The following is a 14,914-nucleotide window of genomic DNA, read 5'->3' as shown; positions in this document are numbered from 1 at the left end:
TAGAAACTCTTAATTCAGATTGTTACTTCTGTACTCCGTACGATACTGAGCAAATCCTTCATGTTATTCAATAAATAATCCGGGTTCAATCGTTCCAGCATCGTCCGCCCTTTGAGTGACCAACCGACTGCCGCGGTGCGAACATGTGCATTTTCTCCTGCCAGGATATCGGCCGGGCTGTCACCAACCATAATAGTTGTTTCCTTCTGTGCGGCCAAGTCGTTCATCGCGCGTACTACAGGTTCAGGATCTGGCTTGAGCCGCGTAACATCATTGCTCGTAATTACCGTTTCGAAGAAATCAGCCATTCGGGTCAAATGGAGACCGCGCTCCACCATATCTCGCGTTTTGGTTGAAACAACGCCGAGTTTGCAGCCATCTTCTTTCAACACGGTCAAGGTTTCGCGCACGTAGGGAAACTCCTTGACAAGCCTGTCATGGAATCGGCTGTTATGATCGCGGTACATGGAAATCATTTCATTTGTCAGCTTCGGACTAATCCGGTTAAAGCTTGTCTCCAAGGATTCACCGATAAACGGGATCAGATCTTTCCGTGTAAATTTTCCTGGATAATAGTGGTCCAGTGTATATTGAAAAGAAGTCAGGATTAAATTATTTGTATCAATCAGTGTTCCGTCCAAATCAAATAAAACCGTCTTTATCAAATTGCCCATCTCCCCAAAAGAAAACTCAACTAAGTGTTAATGAATTCGCATCAAATCTCTCTATACAGAAAAAAATCACCGCAATTGTTTCTTGAATTGCGATGATCAATTAAATTTATGTCTACTCACTATAGAGCGGTCTGTTTTTCTGTGCCGTTCGCCAATAGATGATCAGTCCTACGCCAACAATAACCAAAACAACGGACAGCCATTGCGATACGCGAAGCGGCCCGAGCATCAAACTGTCTGTGCGCAACCCTTCAATATAGCAGCGGCCTAAGGCATACCAAGTTACATAAATCATAAAAAGTTCGCCGCGTTTCAATCGAACGACACGCCGGATAACCAGCAGAATAACAAAACCGACGATATTCCAAACCGATTCATACAAGAAAGTCGGAATGTAATAGGTCCCATCAATATACATCTGGTTGATGATGAAATGAGGCAGATGCAAATGTTCCAGTGCCGCCCGTGTTGTTGGACCGCCGTGCGCTTCCTGATTCATAAAATTGCCCCATCGTCCGATCGCTTGACCGAGGATAACGCTCGGTGCGCAGACATCGGCAACCTTCCAAAAAGGCAGATGACGGAGCCGGCAATAGACAACTGCGGTCAGCACTGCACCGATCAAGGCACCATAAATTGCGATGCCTCCGTTCCAAATAGCAATGATCTCTCCGGGATGCTTGGAGTAGTAACCCCATTCAAAGGCCACATAATAGATACGTGCGCAGATCACCGCGATTGGCGCTGCATAGAGAATTAAATCGGTAAATGTATCTGGCGGGAGGTCAAGACGTTTGCCCTCGCGCATCGCAATAAGCAGTCCAATTAAAGCGCCTGCCGCGATAATGATGCCGTACCAATAAATATGGAGCGGTCCTAATTCAAAAGCCACTCGATTGAGCGGTTCAATTGCTTCGTTCATAAAGATGGACACCTCAACTTAAATAAAATGGATTATCGATCATTCAAACTGTCATTCAGTCGATCAGCAAATTGCTGCGCGGCATGGTAACCCATGTTTTTCAACCGATAATTCATCGCCGCTACTTCAATAATGACAGCAAGGTTGCGCCCCGGTCGTACAGGAAGAACAAGCCTTGGAATCTCCGTATCAATCAATTTAATCTTTTCTTCATCCAGTCCGAGCCGATCATATACTTTGCTCTGATCCCACAGTTCCAGATGAATGACCAATGAAACGGTCTTATAATTGCGGACTGCCCCGGCGCCAAACAAGGTCATTACATTAATAATCCCGAGTCCACGAATTTCAAGAAGATGCTGAATCAATTCCGGCGCGCTGCCGACGAGCTCAGCCTCGCCTTCCTGACGAATTTCAACCGAATCATCCGCCACAAGGCGATGACCGCGCTTCACGAGTTCGAGTGCTGTTTCGCTTTTCCCCACGCCGCTGTCCCCGGTAATCAGAACTCCGACACCATAGACATCAACGAGCACGCCGTGCACGGCTGTCATCGGTGCGAGTCGCGATTCCAAATAGTTTGTGATCATACTGCTCAGTCTTGTCGTCTGCATCTTCGACTGAAGCACAGGGACATGGCGTTTATTTGATGAAATGATGAATTCCTCAGGCACTTCAATTCCACGAGAGATCACAATGCACGGCGTCTGTGCGGTGCACAGCTGAGAGGTTCGTTTATACCGCTCATCCTGGCTCAATTCATTAAAAAAAGAAAGCTCGGTACGCCCAAGCAGCTGCAGACGTCTCCTGGGATAATAAGTAAAATAGCCAGCAATTTCCAAGCCGGGTCTCGAAATGTCGCTGACAATAATTTCACGATCCAACCCTTCCTTGCCGCTTACCAGCTTCAAATCAAAATGCTCAATAAGTTCACGCACACGCACTCTGCTCATGTTTTCATTTGCCGCCGGAACCTGTCCGTTTTCTTCCGTCATCACGCACCTCATGTTAGGGCTGACAGGCGTTCGGGAAGCATAAAATCCGCCGGGCAAGGCGTACACGCCTGAGAGAGAGAATCAGCCTCCATTTCTTTCTATTAGTGCACCGGGGTGTCGGTCCGGTGCTCTCTCAGGTTCATTTAATAAATCGGGGTACTGCCCGATGATTAGTCACATTTTCTTTATTTTACCATAGATTCGCCGCGCGCCAAAAAATGAATCCCATGATTTTAAATGATCGGGCAAATCCTTAGGAAACAGCAGAAAAAACGGCGCAATTACTCGCGCCGCAAGGGTTTGATTATAAAGTTTTGGATGATCATCTGGCAAATAGCCATAATGATCGCAACGATCAACGCGCTTCCAAAGCCGTCCAGTTCAAATGCCGGGCCCATGATCGATGCCGTCAGCATCAGCATCAAGGCATTGATGACAAAAATGAAGAATCCGAGCGTTAGGACGGTTGCCGGTAAGGAGAATAATAACAGAACCGGCCGGATAAAGAGATTGAGAAATGACAAGATCAGGCTGGCAGCAAAAGCCGCGCCAATGCCGGAAAGATGCACCATCGTATGAAGATAGCCGGCAAGTGTCATTAAAATCACCATATTTATGATGACATTAAGCAAGGTTTTGGCAAACCAGTTTTTAAACAAAAGCGTCACACTCTTTCAGGAATAATTAGATAAGCAATAAAATAACCAATCAAGCATGGAAAAAAGGCGGTTACGATTGTCAAAACCACAAAGGCAAGCCTGACAACTACGGGGTCAATATTAAAATAGTCGCCGATTCCGCCGAGTACACCGCCAAGTACCCTGTTTTCTCTTGATCGGAATAATTGTTTGTACACGAAAAAACCTCCCGCCTCATTCATCTTATTCCACTATACCCTTTCATCATGCAAGGTAACAAGAACATTTTCCCGTTTTATGGGGAAAATCTGGTTTACACGCGCAACTGATCGCTCGATTCAGCTACCTGCTGCTGGTTATGAAGATGCTCCTCCATGCGCACACGGTCACGTTCCAGCACCGGCTTCAGATACTTGCCGGTATAGGATTCCTTGGTATCCGCTACTTTTTCCGGAGTCCCTGTAACCACAATCGTGCCGCCGCCGTTTCCGCCTTCCGGACCAAGATCGATCAAGTAGTCCGCACATTTAATTACATCAAGATTATGCTCGATGATTAACACACTGTCACCGCTGTCTACGAGTGCCTGAAGCACAACAAGCAGCCGGGAGATGTCATCCATATGCAGACCGGTCGTCGGTTCGTCCAGGATATAAAGTGCACGGCCTTTCGTACGACGATAAAGCTGGGACGCGAGCTTGACACGCTGAGCTTCGCCGCCGGAGAGCGTCGTGGCCGGTTGGCCGAGCCGAATATAGCCTAAGCCGACATCATAGAGCGGTTCCAGTCTGCGTTTGATCCGCGGTACATTTTTGAAAAATTCCAGACCTTCCTCTACAGTCATGTCCAGAACATCGGCAATCGTTTTCCCTTTATAGGTCACATCGAGCGTTTCACGATTATAACGTTTGCCATGGCATACTTCGCACGGCACATAAACATCCGGAAGGAAGTGCATTTCTATTTTAATAATACCGTCGCCGCTGCACGCTTCGCAGCGTCCGCCTTTAACATTGAAGCTGAAACGACCTTTTTTATAGCCGCGCACCTTTGCCTCATTTGTCGCCGCAAACACGTCGCGAATCATGTCAAAGACTCCGGTATAAGTTGCCGGGTTGGAACGCGGCGTGCGTCCGATCGGTGCCTGGTCGATTTGAATGACCCGATCCAATTCTTTTATGCCCTTGATCTGCTTATACTCACCGGGAGCATCGCGCCGCCCGTGCAATTTCTGAGCAAGTGCCTTGAACAGCACCTCATTGACCAAGGTACTTTTCCCCGAGCCGGAAACGCCGGTAACCACCGTCATCACACCGAGCGGGAAACTAACCGTCACATTCTTCAAATTGTTCGCCTTCGCGCCGATCACTTTGATCTCGCGCTTGGTTGCTTTTCTCCGTTTCGCAGGAATCGGAATGAATTTGCGGCCCGACAGGTACTGCCCGGTGAGTGAATTTTCATTGTGCATGATTTCCTCAGGAGTACCCTGTGCCGTGATTTGTCCGCCATGCTCGCCGGCACCCGGACCGACGTCGATAATGTAATCGGAAGCAAGCATGGTATCCTCATCATGTTCCACAACGATCAGTGTATTTCCCAGATCGCGCATGCCGAGCAGCGAATGAATCAAGCGGTCATTATCGCGCTGATGCAAGCCGATTGACGGTTCGTCCAAAATGTAGAGCACACCCATGAGCTGCGATCCGATCTGCGTTGCCAGCCGGATTCGCTGTGCTTCCCCTCCTGACAAGGTACCCGCCGCACGGCCTAAGGTTAGATAGTCCAGTCCTACATCAATGAGGAACTGAGTCCGCTGTGTAATTTCACGAAGAATCAAACGAGCAATCGTCTGTTCCTTTTCGGTGAGTTCCAGCCCGTTAAAGAACGAAAGCATTTCCCGAATCGGCATTTCGGTCACTTCACTGATGTGCTTGCCGCCGATTTTCACCGCCAACGCTTCCGGACGAAGCCGGTGACCGTGACAGGTCGGGCACGGCTTTTGCATCATATACTCGGACATTTGTTCACGAATAAAGTCAGAGCTTGTCTCACGGTATCTACGTCCGATATTGTTCATGACGCCTTCGTAGTACATGTCTTTATCCCGAACATCGCCGAATTCATTTTCATAGTGAAAATGGATGCGTTCAGTCCCTGAGCCGTAGAGAAGGAGTTTCATCTTCTCTTTCGGCAGCTCTGAGACCGGACAATTCATATCAATGCCAAAGTGAGCACAAGCCGCCTTAAGCAGCTGTGGATAATATTGTGAACTCGTCGGTTCCCAGGCGATAATTGCACCTTCGGCTAACGATTTGGTCTGATCAGGGATGACCAAATCAGGGTCAACTTCCATGCGTGAGCCCAGTCCGTCACAATCTGGGCAGGCTCCGAACGGACTGTTAAACGAAAAGAGTCGAGGTTCAAGTTCACCGATTGAGAAGCCGCAATAAGGACATGAATGTTGTTCGGAAAAAAGCAGTTCTTCACCACCGATAATATCCACAACGACACGACCGTCAGTCAGTTTAGTTGCTGCTTCAAGTGAATCGGCAAGCCGTCCCTCTATATTCGGTTTCACAACAATTCGATCAATCACAACATCGATGTTATGCTTCTTGTTCTTTTCAAGCTTGATTTCTTCCGACACCTCACGCATCTCACCGTCAACACGTACCCGGACATAGCCCTTTTTCTTAATATCTTCCAAGGTCTTGACATGTGTTCCTTTTCTTCCGGAGACCAGCGGTGCCAGAATCTGCAGTTTTGTCCGCTCCGGATAAACCATGATTCTGTCAACCATCTGTTCAATAGTCTGCGATGTGATTTCAACACCGTGCGTCGGGCAAAAAGGGTGCCCGATTCTGGCAAAAAGAAGACGCATGTAATCATAAATTTCCGTTACGGTTCCCACGGTTGAACGCGGGTTATGACTCGTCGTCTTCTGGTCAATCGAAATCGCCGGCGACAAGCCTTCAATCGCGTCCACATCCGGTTTGTTGGATTGGCCGAGAAATTGGCGGGCATATGCCGACAGCGATTCAACATAGCGGCGCTGCCCCTCGGCGTAGATTGTGTCGAACGCCAGCGATGACTTGCCTGAGCCCGACAATCCGGTAACAACAACCATTTTGTCACGTGGTATTGTTACGCTGACATTTTTTAAATTATGTTCCCTTGCTCCTTTGACAACAATATTTTCAAGTACCATCTGCGTGTTATCCCTCCGCCTTCAGTTCATAGAGTGCGTCCCGCAGTTCCGCTGCACGCTCGAAGTCAAGCGACTTTGCCGCCTGCTTCATTTCTTTTTCAATACCGATAATTGCCTTGTTGCGCTCGCTCTTTGTCATTTTCTTCTTTTTCTTCTTGCCGGAGCCATCCTGTTTTTCCACTTCGTATGTCGCTTTAATCAGCTCAGGAATGGCCTTTTGAATCGTCGTCGGTGTAATATGATGCACTTCATTGAATTTCTTTTGAATTTTGCGGCGGCGTGCGGTTTCATCCATCGCCAACCGCATCGAATCGGTAACTCGGTCGGCATACAGAATGACTCGCCCTTCCGCATTTCTCGCCGCTCGTCCGATCGTCTGAATCAGCGACCGTTCCGAGCGAAGGAAGCCTTCCTTATCGGCGTCAAGGATAGCGACAAGTGAGACTTCAGGAATATCCAGTCCTTCACGGAGCAGGTTGATCCCGACCAGCACATCGAATTCGCCACGTCGCAAATTGCGAATGATCTCAATCCGGTCGAGCGTCTTAACTTCCGAATGAAGATAATTGACTTTAATGCCCATGCCCTTTAGATAGTCGGTCAAATTCTCTGCCATCTTCTTCGTCAGCGTCGTGACGAGGACACGTTCATGCTTCTTAATCCTAATATTAATCTCGTCGTAGAGATCATCAATCTGTCCCTTGATCGGACGGACTTCGATTTCCGGATCCAGCAATCCGGTCGGTCGAATAATCTGCTCGACCGGCTTATTGGAATGCTCCAATTCATAATCCGCCGGAGTCGCCGAAACGTACACGATCTGATTGACACGTTCCTCAAATTCTTCAAATTTAAGCGGCCGGTTGTCTTTTGCAGAAGGAAGACGGAAACCATGATCAACCAGGACGTTTTTTCGCGCCTGGTCGCCGTTGTACATGGCCCGAATCTGTGGCAGTGTCGCATGGGATTCATCGACCATAATGAGAAAGTCCTTTGGAAAATAGTCCATGAGCGTATACGGCGATTCACCCGGTTTTCGAAAGGTCAGATGCCTTGAATAGTTCTCAATTCCGGAGCAAAAGCCGACTTCCTCCATCATTTCCAAATCGTAACGCGTACGCTGCTCAAGCCGTTGTGCCTCAAGTAGTTTACCGTTCTCATTAAGCACTTTCAGCCGATCCTCGAGTTCCTTCTGTATGTTCACAATTGCTCGCTTCATTTTCTCCTGTCCGGTAACGAAGTGGGAAGCCGGGTAGATGGCGACATGATCACGCTCGCCGACAATCTCTCCGGTCATCGGATCCATCTCGGTCAGCCGTTCAATTTCATCACCGAAGAATTCGACGCGAATGCAGTGATCATCGCGTGAAGCCGGGAAAATCTCCACCACATCGCCGCGCACACGAAAAGTTCCGCGTGTAAAATTAATATCGTTACGCGAGTACTGGATGTCGACAAGCTGACGCAGCATCGCATCCCGCTCCTTCTCCATACCCGGCCGCAATGAGAGTACAAGTGAGCTGTATTCTTCCGGAGAACCTAAACCGTAAATACACGAAACACTGGCAACAATAATGACATCGCGACGCTCAAACAATGAGCTGGTTGCCGAGTGACGCAGCTTGTCAATCTCGTCATTGATGCTCGAATCTTTTTCAATATACGTATCCGTCTGCGGAATATAGGCTTCCGGCTGGTAATAATCGTAGTAGCTGACAAAATATTCGACCGCATTATTCGGGAAAAATTCCTTAAACTCGTTATAAAGCTGCCCTGCAAGCGTTTTATTATGTGCAATGACCAGCGTCGGCTTCTGCACTTGAGCAATCACATTCGACATCGTGAATGTTTTACCGGTACCGGTCGCGCCGAGCAACGTCTGATGCTTTTGACCGTTCCTGATCCCATCGACCAATGTATGAATCGCTTCCGGCTGGTCGCCTTGCGGTTGAAAATGGGACGCGAGTTGAAAATCCATAGCGCCCTCCTCCAATCTTTACTGTTTTTCTATGAAAAAAGCATGATTTGTCATTAATAGTAAAAAATCTTTCTTAAAAAAAGTATAGCATACCTTTATAGCAAAATAACAGCAAAATGCGAACGGATATTCCCAATGTTTTTCAGTCATTTATTCTAAACTCGGCTCATCTCACACAGGATAACCGGAGAAGTCATTTACTAGTACTTAATGAAACTAAAAAACTTCCATGGCACTCGGCCACAGAAGTCTTTTTTGAGAACATGAATTACGATTTAATATCTTCACCCATGTATTTTTCAATTTCTTCTAGAATTCCTTTTGCTGCTTTGCGGCTCAGGATCAGCTTGCCGTTTGCCAGAACAAGGTTATCCGGCGACACTTCATTCGTGATCTGGCACGCCATATTCGGCACATATTTCTTGAAGATAATCCGTTCATCCTCCGTGAAGATTTCGAGCGGATCACCCTCTTTAATATTCATGGTCCTTCTGAGTTCAATCGGAATCACAACACGTCCTAATTCATCAACTTTACGCACAATACCTGTCGATTTCATTTTTGCGCTCCTCCTCTCGCCTTTTCTATACTACGATCTGCATAACTTTTAACTTGATTATAGCACCAATATGCACCACAATTCGTGCAGGGGTTAAAAAATTCCAATTGCTCACATAACTACACCCAGTTTCAAAATCAGTCACATTTTAACAGTTGGGATTATTGTAAATTTTGACGGAACAAACAGCCAAGGGGACCAGCAAGCTTGCTCACCTTTTAGGTCTGCGGGCAGCGCGTCACCTTAAGCATCTTCCTTTCTTCCCATAAAAAGGAAAGAAAAGGAATCTCGCTGTCCCTCCTGCGGATTTTTGTTCCTGTTAGATTATTCGAATTAAGGCTTAACTATTTGTCTTTTGTTTCAAATTCCATTGATCGCCTTCAAGAAAAAGTAGCCCGATCTTATAATTGTCATCTTCATGAATTGGCCCCTTTTCAAAGCGCTGCTCGCCGAAACGATCGATCACTTCCAGCTTGCAGTAAGCCGCATGCTTTTGAAGTGCTTCATAGAATTCATCCACGCTGCTGACCTCTAAATCATTCACCCGCAAAATTTCTTCTCCAGGAATAATGCCCATACGCGCACCAAGCGAGTGAGGGATCGCTCCAATAACGCGCAGTCCTCTGTTCGGCATAAGATAATAGAACGGCTGCGTCTCACGCAGATGATGGTGGTACCAGGTGAGCAGCAATCGACTGATGAGTGCCGCAACGCCGCCGAGCATGACAAAAAGCGGCGTATGCAGCAGATAGCCCGCACCGATGAAGATCGCAGTTATGCCAGCCGACGCCATTAACCAGCTTGCCGTTTGACGAACAGCAGGTTTCGGTAATGCGTGCGTGATCAATTGTGCGATTCCTATGCCCAATGGGAAAATCGCAAAGCTAAATGAAGCGCCGCCGGAAACAAACGGCCAGGGACCAATGGACGAAATCGCACCCGGAACCGGCATAAGGAAGAGCAGCGGCGCGATCCAAAGCTGGCAAGCTTCATGAGCTCCGACCAAACTGCCCCGCTTGCTGCTGATGAGGCGCGGCGAAGTCTGCTGTGCACCCCAAAAATAGACCAGTGCTGTCTCAGCCAGCATAGCGACAACTAGGAATATGCCGAATGATACATAATCAATGGCTCGGATGTCCCCAATCCAACCGTTGATGAGCGAATACGGGGTCTGCAGTGCCGGCATAAAATAAGCGGCAATCAATGCCAAGCCACCTGCCACCGCCGGCGACAAAAAGCTTTGCCGGAACGTGAACAGTGTCATGATATATGCCAGTGAAAGCAAAGCAATGACTCCCGGCGTCAGACTGATTCCGGCGGCGAGCAACACAAGAGACGCTGCAAGTCCGACAAGCAGACTCGGCGCAATACTGGAAAAAATTGTATTAAACATTCCGTATGCCTTGACGCGAAATGACCGTCGCTCCCGGCGCACGCGCTGCGCTCCATAAAGAAAAAGCGCGATCAAAAGTAAATAGAGTAATGGATTGATAAAAAAAGTGGCAATGCCTGAAAAAATAAACCCAATGATGTCCGCCATCTGCAATTCCCCCACCTGGTACCCCGATTAAACAGCTATATTTTATAACCGTTTAATCCGATCTTCTTTGGTATTTCGACAAGATGCGCAGCATTTCCTGCCCATCGCTTCTGATTTAATTATACATGACGAACGTATCCGTTGCCGATTTCTTAGGAAAATTTTTACTGCACATGCAACTCTCATTACACAAAAAAGAACTTTTCCATCACGATCAGTGAAAAGTTCTTCAGATAATAAAATGATTTACATGTTATCGAGCGATTCATCAAGTTTATCGTGCACTTTGTTCACTGATACGCAAAGCCCTCTGCATTTCCTTTTCCCTTCAAAAAAGTTGACGGCCAAGGGACCGTCAACTTTCCAAGTTTATCGCTTAACTCTAGATGCACGAATGACTTTTGCTCCATCCGGATTTCGGTGTCTGAAAAGAGTTCTTGGTCTTCTTTTGACAATCACTTCTTCGTTGTCCTGAACCACAACAATCCTCGCTCCAAGACCTCTCGTGATTTTGGCCATCGTTCCAATCGTAAGATTATGATCACCATTTTCAGCTCTGGATATGCTACTTTGCTGCGTTTCAACACGTTTAGCCAACTGTTTTTGCGTTAATCCCCGTTGTTTTCTCAAGTCAATAAGTTGCCTTGCTAATTGATAGCTTGCTTCACTTTCATCCCAAGCCTTCTTAAATTCCGGATCTTTCAATTGATCGTTAATGTAATCGTCAAGAAAACTCATCTCTGATCACCCTTTCTTTTTAAAAAGTCATCGCGGTAATCCTTTGCTTTTTTAATTTCTCGTGGAGGTGTCTTCTCAGTTTTTTTTGTGAATCCATTGGTCAAGATAAGATTCTTATCAACCAAATGAAAATAAAGGATTCGGAAAATGTTGTTAGAGAATTGTGTACGGAGCTCAAAAATTCCGTTACCTAATGGCTTGATTTTTTCCCTCATTTCCTTAGTCGGACCAAATTCCTCTAACAGTTGAAGGTTACGGAGAACTTTTACTCGATGCTTGGTGTCGAGTGAATTTAAATATACAGTTACTGGTTTTTCACCATTTTGTTTCTCATAAGGTATCAGGTTCCATTTCATTGTATTCGAATTATATCATATATGCGATATTATGTGGTTGAGTCAAGCAATTGTAGGCAGAAATTTTTATGACTAGGTAAGTAAGCGTATTCACTGTTTTAGGGGTTGTCCTTGTTGAATCTTTGTTGTCTTTTAAAAACCTTTCATCGCCTTCAGTGCCCGGTGCATCGGAATGCCCGACTTACCTTGCAGATACTGTAGGTTGCCTCGTGCCCATTCACCCACGGTATGCGTGACTTTCTCCACGTAGTGTTTCGGCGGTTTTGTCTCGTCCTGCTTGACTTCATTCCAACGGTCCATTCGACCAAACAGCGTTTGGAGACCCATGTGATCCATCTGGGCAGCCAGGCCGTTCATCATCGCCTGTTTCCCTTTCTCGACCCAACTGCGCCCATTTTTCATGCGTTTGGCCAATTGGCTCATCGTCGCTTCCGCACTGCCCATCGTCCGCATCCCGTCCGTGTTAATCGCGAATGTTTCCAGCCATTTTCGATAATCGCCTAATGCTTCCGGATAGTTCTCAAGTTGCTGGATGAGTGCCTCCAGCCGTTCTTCCTGTGTTTCGCTTTCAAGAGTGCCAACCGCACTATTGAGTTCAGTCACCACCGCTGTGCCATCCCAGGCGCGCAAGGCTTTTCGAATGTTTTTGTACCGAGGATGTCCGAAAAACAGACGGCGAATGTCCCGAATCACGTGGAAGCGGTCGATACAAAAGAAGGCGCGATCTCGGAAATAGTCGCGACAAGCCGTTATCCAACTGGCTCCGTCTCCGTTAATGACTAGCTTGTGCACGGTGGGGTCGTAATCATAGGTCTCTGTCAAGAAATCCTCGAGCGCTTCCCAAAATGGCTGCTTCCCTCGGTGGATAAAATGACGCTTCTCTTTCAGTTGGATCCGCTTCCCGTTTTTTTCCCATCCTTGATGGATCTTGGCCACGCGTTCCTCCTTGCCTCGCACGCCTTTTCCCTGATGCTTGACAAACAAACCGTCGACCTCAATAAAAAGAACTTGATGATGGATCGTTTCCTGTGGTTTCGGGATCGGTTTCGTCTCAAGTAGATGTCGCCTAATCGCTTCATGACTGATGACCGAGTAGCCAAGAAACGTCTCCAGAGCCCGGGCTGCCTTGCGATAGGATGGGCCCTGAATCGCCAATTCAATCGCTGCTTCTTCAACCATCGGGCTGAGATGGCCGGGATTTTCAAAGTCCAAATATCGATCCAAGAGATAGACATATTCATTCTTGGTTCGGTCGCGATAGTACGCGCGTTCGACCGTGAGTTCACCGAAAAGGCTGGTGATTTGAAGCCGACGTCTACTCACAAACCGGTACTGTTTTTTATCCCGTTCGTCGGCAATCTGTTGATCCATTTCCTCCAAGAGTTTTTTCATCACTTGAGCAAAGGTTTCCTGTACCTGTCGCCAGATAAGTTGTTCCAGTTGTTTTAAATTCATGTACGCTGTGGTATTCTGTTTCATGAGGGTGCTCCTTCCGAATCGTTGTTGTCAACTTTGATTCTACCAAGGAGTCACCCTCTTTTCCATAGAAATCGCTTCTACTCCCTACCGCGCTACCGCTTGGTGTCCTTGATTTCCAGTTAACGGCGATTGCCATAAACTGGAAATCAAGGCTATTTTTCTGCCTACAAATATTTTACTCCTACATATTATGTTCTAAAATAAATAAATTATCCCAATGTACATTTTTCACGCAGAAATTTTTGGAACGATTTTTTTTAAAACCGGCTAATTTATCGAGCGTTCCAGATTCAGCGCCTCTTACGACAGAAAACAGGCACTGCCGGAGCTGCGCCTGTTTTCCTTTTTATTTTTTGATTTCTTTTTCGATTTCCGAAAGCGCCGTGTTTAACTGGCGATCGTTTTGCTGTTTTTTGATGGCCGTCAGCGTTGCTTGCTGCAGTGCGTCGGCTGTTTTCTGATCAATTTCACCGGTAACCGGCAGTTTCTTTTGTTTTTGGAACGCTTTTACTGCCTGTGCGGTCTGATCGCTGAAGTAGCCGTCAACGCGTCCAGGATTCTGGCCCGCGGCTTTCAGCATCTTCTGTGCGTCTGCAATGACTGTACTCGTCTCATCTGCTTTCAAGGTCTTACCCTTTTTCACAGTGATCGGAGCGACATAGAAGTAATCCGGCTGCTTAACCGCAATCGTTGGCTTAATTCCTTTTTTATGAATCCAATTGCCATCCGGAGTCAGCCATTTGTCCGTCGTCAGTTTCAGTTCGCTCTTGTCTGACAGCTCAATTCCTTGCTGAACCGTACCCTTGCCGAACGATTTTACACCGATCAGCGGGTATCCGCCTGCTTCATGAAGCGCACCAGCTAGAATTTCAGAGGCCGAAGCAGAACCGCCATCAATCAATGCTGTGATCGGATAGTTCTTCTTCTTTTTCAGTGTAGAATAGAACGGCTGCTTTTTGCCGGCTCGATCTTCAATTTGAACGATCGGTTTCTTCGATGGAATCAGCAGATTGCCTATTTTCTCAACTGCCTGCAGATATCCGCCCGGATTACCGCGCACATCGATAATCAAGCCTTTCATTTGATCGCCTTCAAGCTTGCTGAGTGCTTTGCTGAATTCTTGATCCGTGTTTTCGTTAAACTGCGTAATCGCGATGTAGCCGATCGATTGACCATCTTGTTTCAGCATTTTGCTTTCAACCGTGCGGATCGGAATCGTATCGCGCTTAATATTAAAGGTCAAGTTGCCGCTCGTACCTGGACGGCTAACCACGAGGCGGACAACCGTTCCCTTTTTCCCGCGAATTTTGTTGACCGCTTGATTAATATCAAGACCTTCCGTCGATTTTCCGTTAATTTTCACGATCACATCTTTCGGCTTCAGTCCCGCTTTTTCAGCCGGTGTTCCTTTAATTGGGGAGACGATGGTGACCTGCTTGCCGACCATCTGCACTTCGGCGCCGATTCCCTCAAAAGAAGAGGACAGCGATTGGTTGAAGTCCGAAGCTGTCTTTGTACTCATATAGCTTGAGAATGGGTCATTAAGCGCCTCGATCATACCTTTTATGGCGCCGTCATACAGATCGGTGCTGCTGATTTTCCGGAAATATTCCTTTTCAATCAGATCATGAATTGCCTTCACTTTTGCAGTTTCCGTATCCGACGACGCCGAACCTGCAGATGCTGATGCCGTTGATTCCTGATTGCGATTCTGGACAAAGCCAAACACCGCGTAAGAGCCTGCCGCCCCCACGATCAGTGAGATCGCCATAAGCAAAGCGACCACTTTGCCGCTGAACTTTTTCATAAAGAATTGCCTCCTCAATT

Annotated in this window: 13 protein-coding genes; all 13 read right to left on the bottom strand. The window is 47.1% G+C overall.

What is annotated here, in order from left to right; translation table 11 throughout:
- Positions 1-14: 14 nt before the first annotated feature.
- Entirely contained in the window at positions 15-674 is a 660-nt protein-coding gene (ppaX, locus tag AC6F33_RS05015) for a pyrophosphatase PpaX (RefSeq protein WP_255746664.1), read from the bottom strand.
- 112 nt (positions 675-786) lie between these two features.
- Positions 787-1,596, bottom strand: a complete 810-nt coding sequence (gene lgt / locus AC6F33_RS05010) for a prolipoprotein diacylglyceryl transferase (RefSeq protein WP_500777878.1) — start codon at positions 1,594-1,596, stop codon at positions 787-789.
- A gap of 32 nt (positions 1,597-1,628) precedes the next feature.
- The gene (hprK, locus tag AC6F33_RS05005) at positions 1,629-2,549 is read right to left on the bottom strand and encodes an HPr(Ser) kinase/phosphatase (RefSeq protein WP_255747076.1); all 921 of its coding nucleotides are present in this window, start codon (positions 2,547-2,549) and stop codon (positions 1,629-1,631) included.
- Between the two features lie 323 nt (positions 2,550-2,872).
- A complete protein-coding gene (locus AC6F33_RS05000) occupies positions 2,873-3,250 on the bottom strand; it encodes a phage holin family protein (protein WP_255746662.1) in 378 nt (125 codons plus the stop codon).
- A 5-nt stretch (positions 3,251-3,255) separates the two neighbouring features.
- Complete coding sequence (locus AC6F33_RS04995; protein WP_255746661.1) at positions 3,256-3,447, bottom strand: PspC domain-containing protein; 192 nt, start codon at positions 3,445-3,447, stop codon at positions 3,256-3,258.
- A gap of 95 nt (positions 3,448-3,542) precedes the next feature.
- Positions 3,543-6,437: an excinuclease ABC subunit UvrA gene (gene uvrA / locus AC6F33_RS04990; protein WP_255746659.1), complete on the bottom strand. Its 2,895-nt coding sequence runs from the start codon at positions 6,435-6,437 to the stop codon at positions 3,543-3,545.
- Positions 6,438-6,444: 7 nt separating this feature from the next.
- Complete coding sequence (uvrB, locus tag AC6F33_RS04985; protein WP_500777877.1) at positions 6,445-8,415, bottom strand: excinuclease ABC subunit UvrB; 1,971 nt, start codon at positions 8,413-8,415, stop codon at positions 6,445-6,447.
- A 268-nt stretch (positions 8,416-8,683) separates the two neighbouring features.
- Entirely contained in the window at positions 8,684-8,974 is a 291-nt protein-coding gene (locus tag AC6F33_RS04980; protein WP_255746655.1) for an AbrB/MazE/SpoVT family DNA-binding domain-containing protein, read from the bottom strand.
- 340 nt (positions 8,975-9,314) lie between these two features.
- Complete coding sequence (locus AC6F33_RS04975) at positions 9,315-10,514, bottom strand: cell division protein (RefSeq protein ID WP_500777876.1); 1,200 nt, start codon at positions 10,512-10,514, stop codon at positions 9,315-9,317.
- Between the two features lie 369 nt (positions 10,515-10,883).
- Positions 10,884-11,252, bottom strand: a complete 369-nt coding sequence (locus AC6F33_RS04970; protein ID WP_500777875.1) for a helix-turn-helix transcriptional regulator — start codon at positions 11,250-11,252, stop codon at positions 10,884-10,886.
- Positions 11,249-11,608 (bottom strand): type II toxin-antitoxin system RelE/ParE family toxin, encoded by a 360-nt coding sequence (locus tag AC6F33_RS04965; protein WP_255746650.1) that lies wholly within the window; start codon positions 11,606-11,608, stop codon positions 11,249-11,251. The genes AC6F33_RS04970 and AC6F33_RS04965 overlap by 4 nt, the downstream gene beginning before the upstream one ends.
- A 132-nt stretch (positions 11,609-11,740) precedes the next feature.
- The gene (locus AC6F33_RS04960) at positions 11,741-13,087 is read right to left on the bottom strand and encodes an ISLre2 family transposase (protein WP_255749778.1); all 1,347 of its coding nucleotides are present in this window, start codon (positions 13,085-13,087) and stop codon (positions 11,741-11,743) included.
- Positions 13,088-13,433: 346 nt separating this feature from the next.
- Entirely contained in the window at positions 13,434-14,894 is a 1,461-nt protein-coding gene (locus AC6F33_RS04955; RefSeq protein ID WP_500777874.1) for a S41 family peptidase, read from the bottom strand.
- Positions 14,895-14,914 lie beyond the last annotated feature (20 nt).

This window comes from Sporolactobacillus sp. BBK16-2, from assembly GCF_059878335.1.
This window is presented reverse-complemented; position numbering and strand designations above follow the sequence as displayed.

Excerpts from the sequence above, each read along its gene's own strand:
- ppaX (WP_255746664.1), bottom strand. The coding sequence starts at position 674 with ATGGGCAATTTGATAAAGACGGTTTTATTTGATTTGGACGGAACACTG.
- lgt (WP_500777878.1), bottom strand. The coding sequence starts at position 1,596 with ATGAACGAAGCAATTGAACCGCTCAATCGAGTGGCTTTTGAATTAGGA.
- hprK (WP_255747076.1), bottom strand. The coding sequence starts at position 2,549 with ATGAGCAGAGTGCGTGTGCGTGAACTTATTGAGCATTTTGATTTGAAG.
- uvrA (WP_255746659.1), bottom strand. The coding sequence starts at position 6,437 with ATGGTACTTGAAAATATTGTTGTCAAAGGAGCAAGGGAACATAATTTA.
- uvrB (WP_500777877.1), bottom strand. The coding sequence starts at position 8,415 with ATGGATTTTCAACTCGCGTCCCATTTTCAACCGCAAGGCGACCAGCCG.
- AC6F33_RS04980 (WP_255746655.1), bottom strand. The coding sequence starts at position 8,974 with ATGAAATCGACAGGTATTGTGCGTAAAGTTGATGAATTAGGACGTGTT.
- AC6F33_RS04975 (WP_500777876.1), bottom strand. The coding sequence starts at position 10,514 with ATGGCGGACATCATTGGGTTTATTTTTTCAGGCATTGCCACTTTTTTT.
- AC6F33_RS04970 (WP_500777875.1), bottom strand. The coding sequence starts at position 11,252 with ATGAGTTTTCTTGACGATTACATTAACGATCAATTGAAAGATCCGGAA.
- AC6F33_RS04965 (WP_255746650.1), bottom strand. The coding sequence starts at position 11,608 with ATGAAATGGAACCTGATACCTTATGAGAAACAAAATGGTGAAAAACCA.
- AC6F33_RS04960 (WP_255749778.1), bottom strand. The coding sequence starts at position 13,087 with ATGAAACAGAATACCACAGCGTACATGAATTTAAAACAACTGGAACAA.
- AC6F33_RS04955 (WP_500777874.1), bottom strand. The coding sequence starts at position 14,894 with ATGAAAAAGTTCAGCGGCAAAGTGGTCGCTTTGCTTATGGCGATCTCA.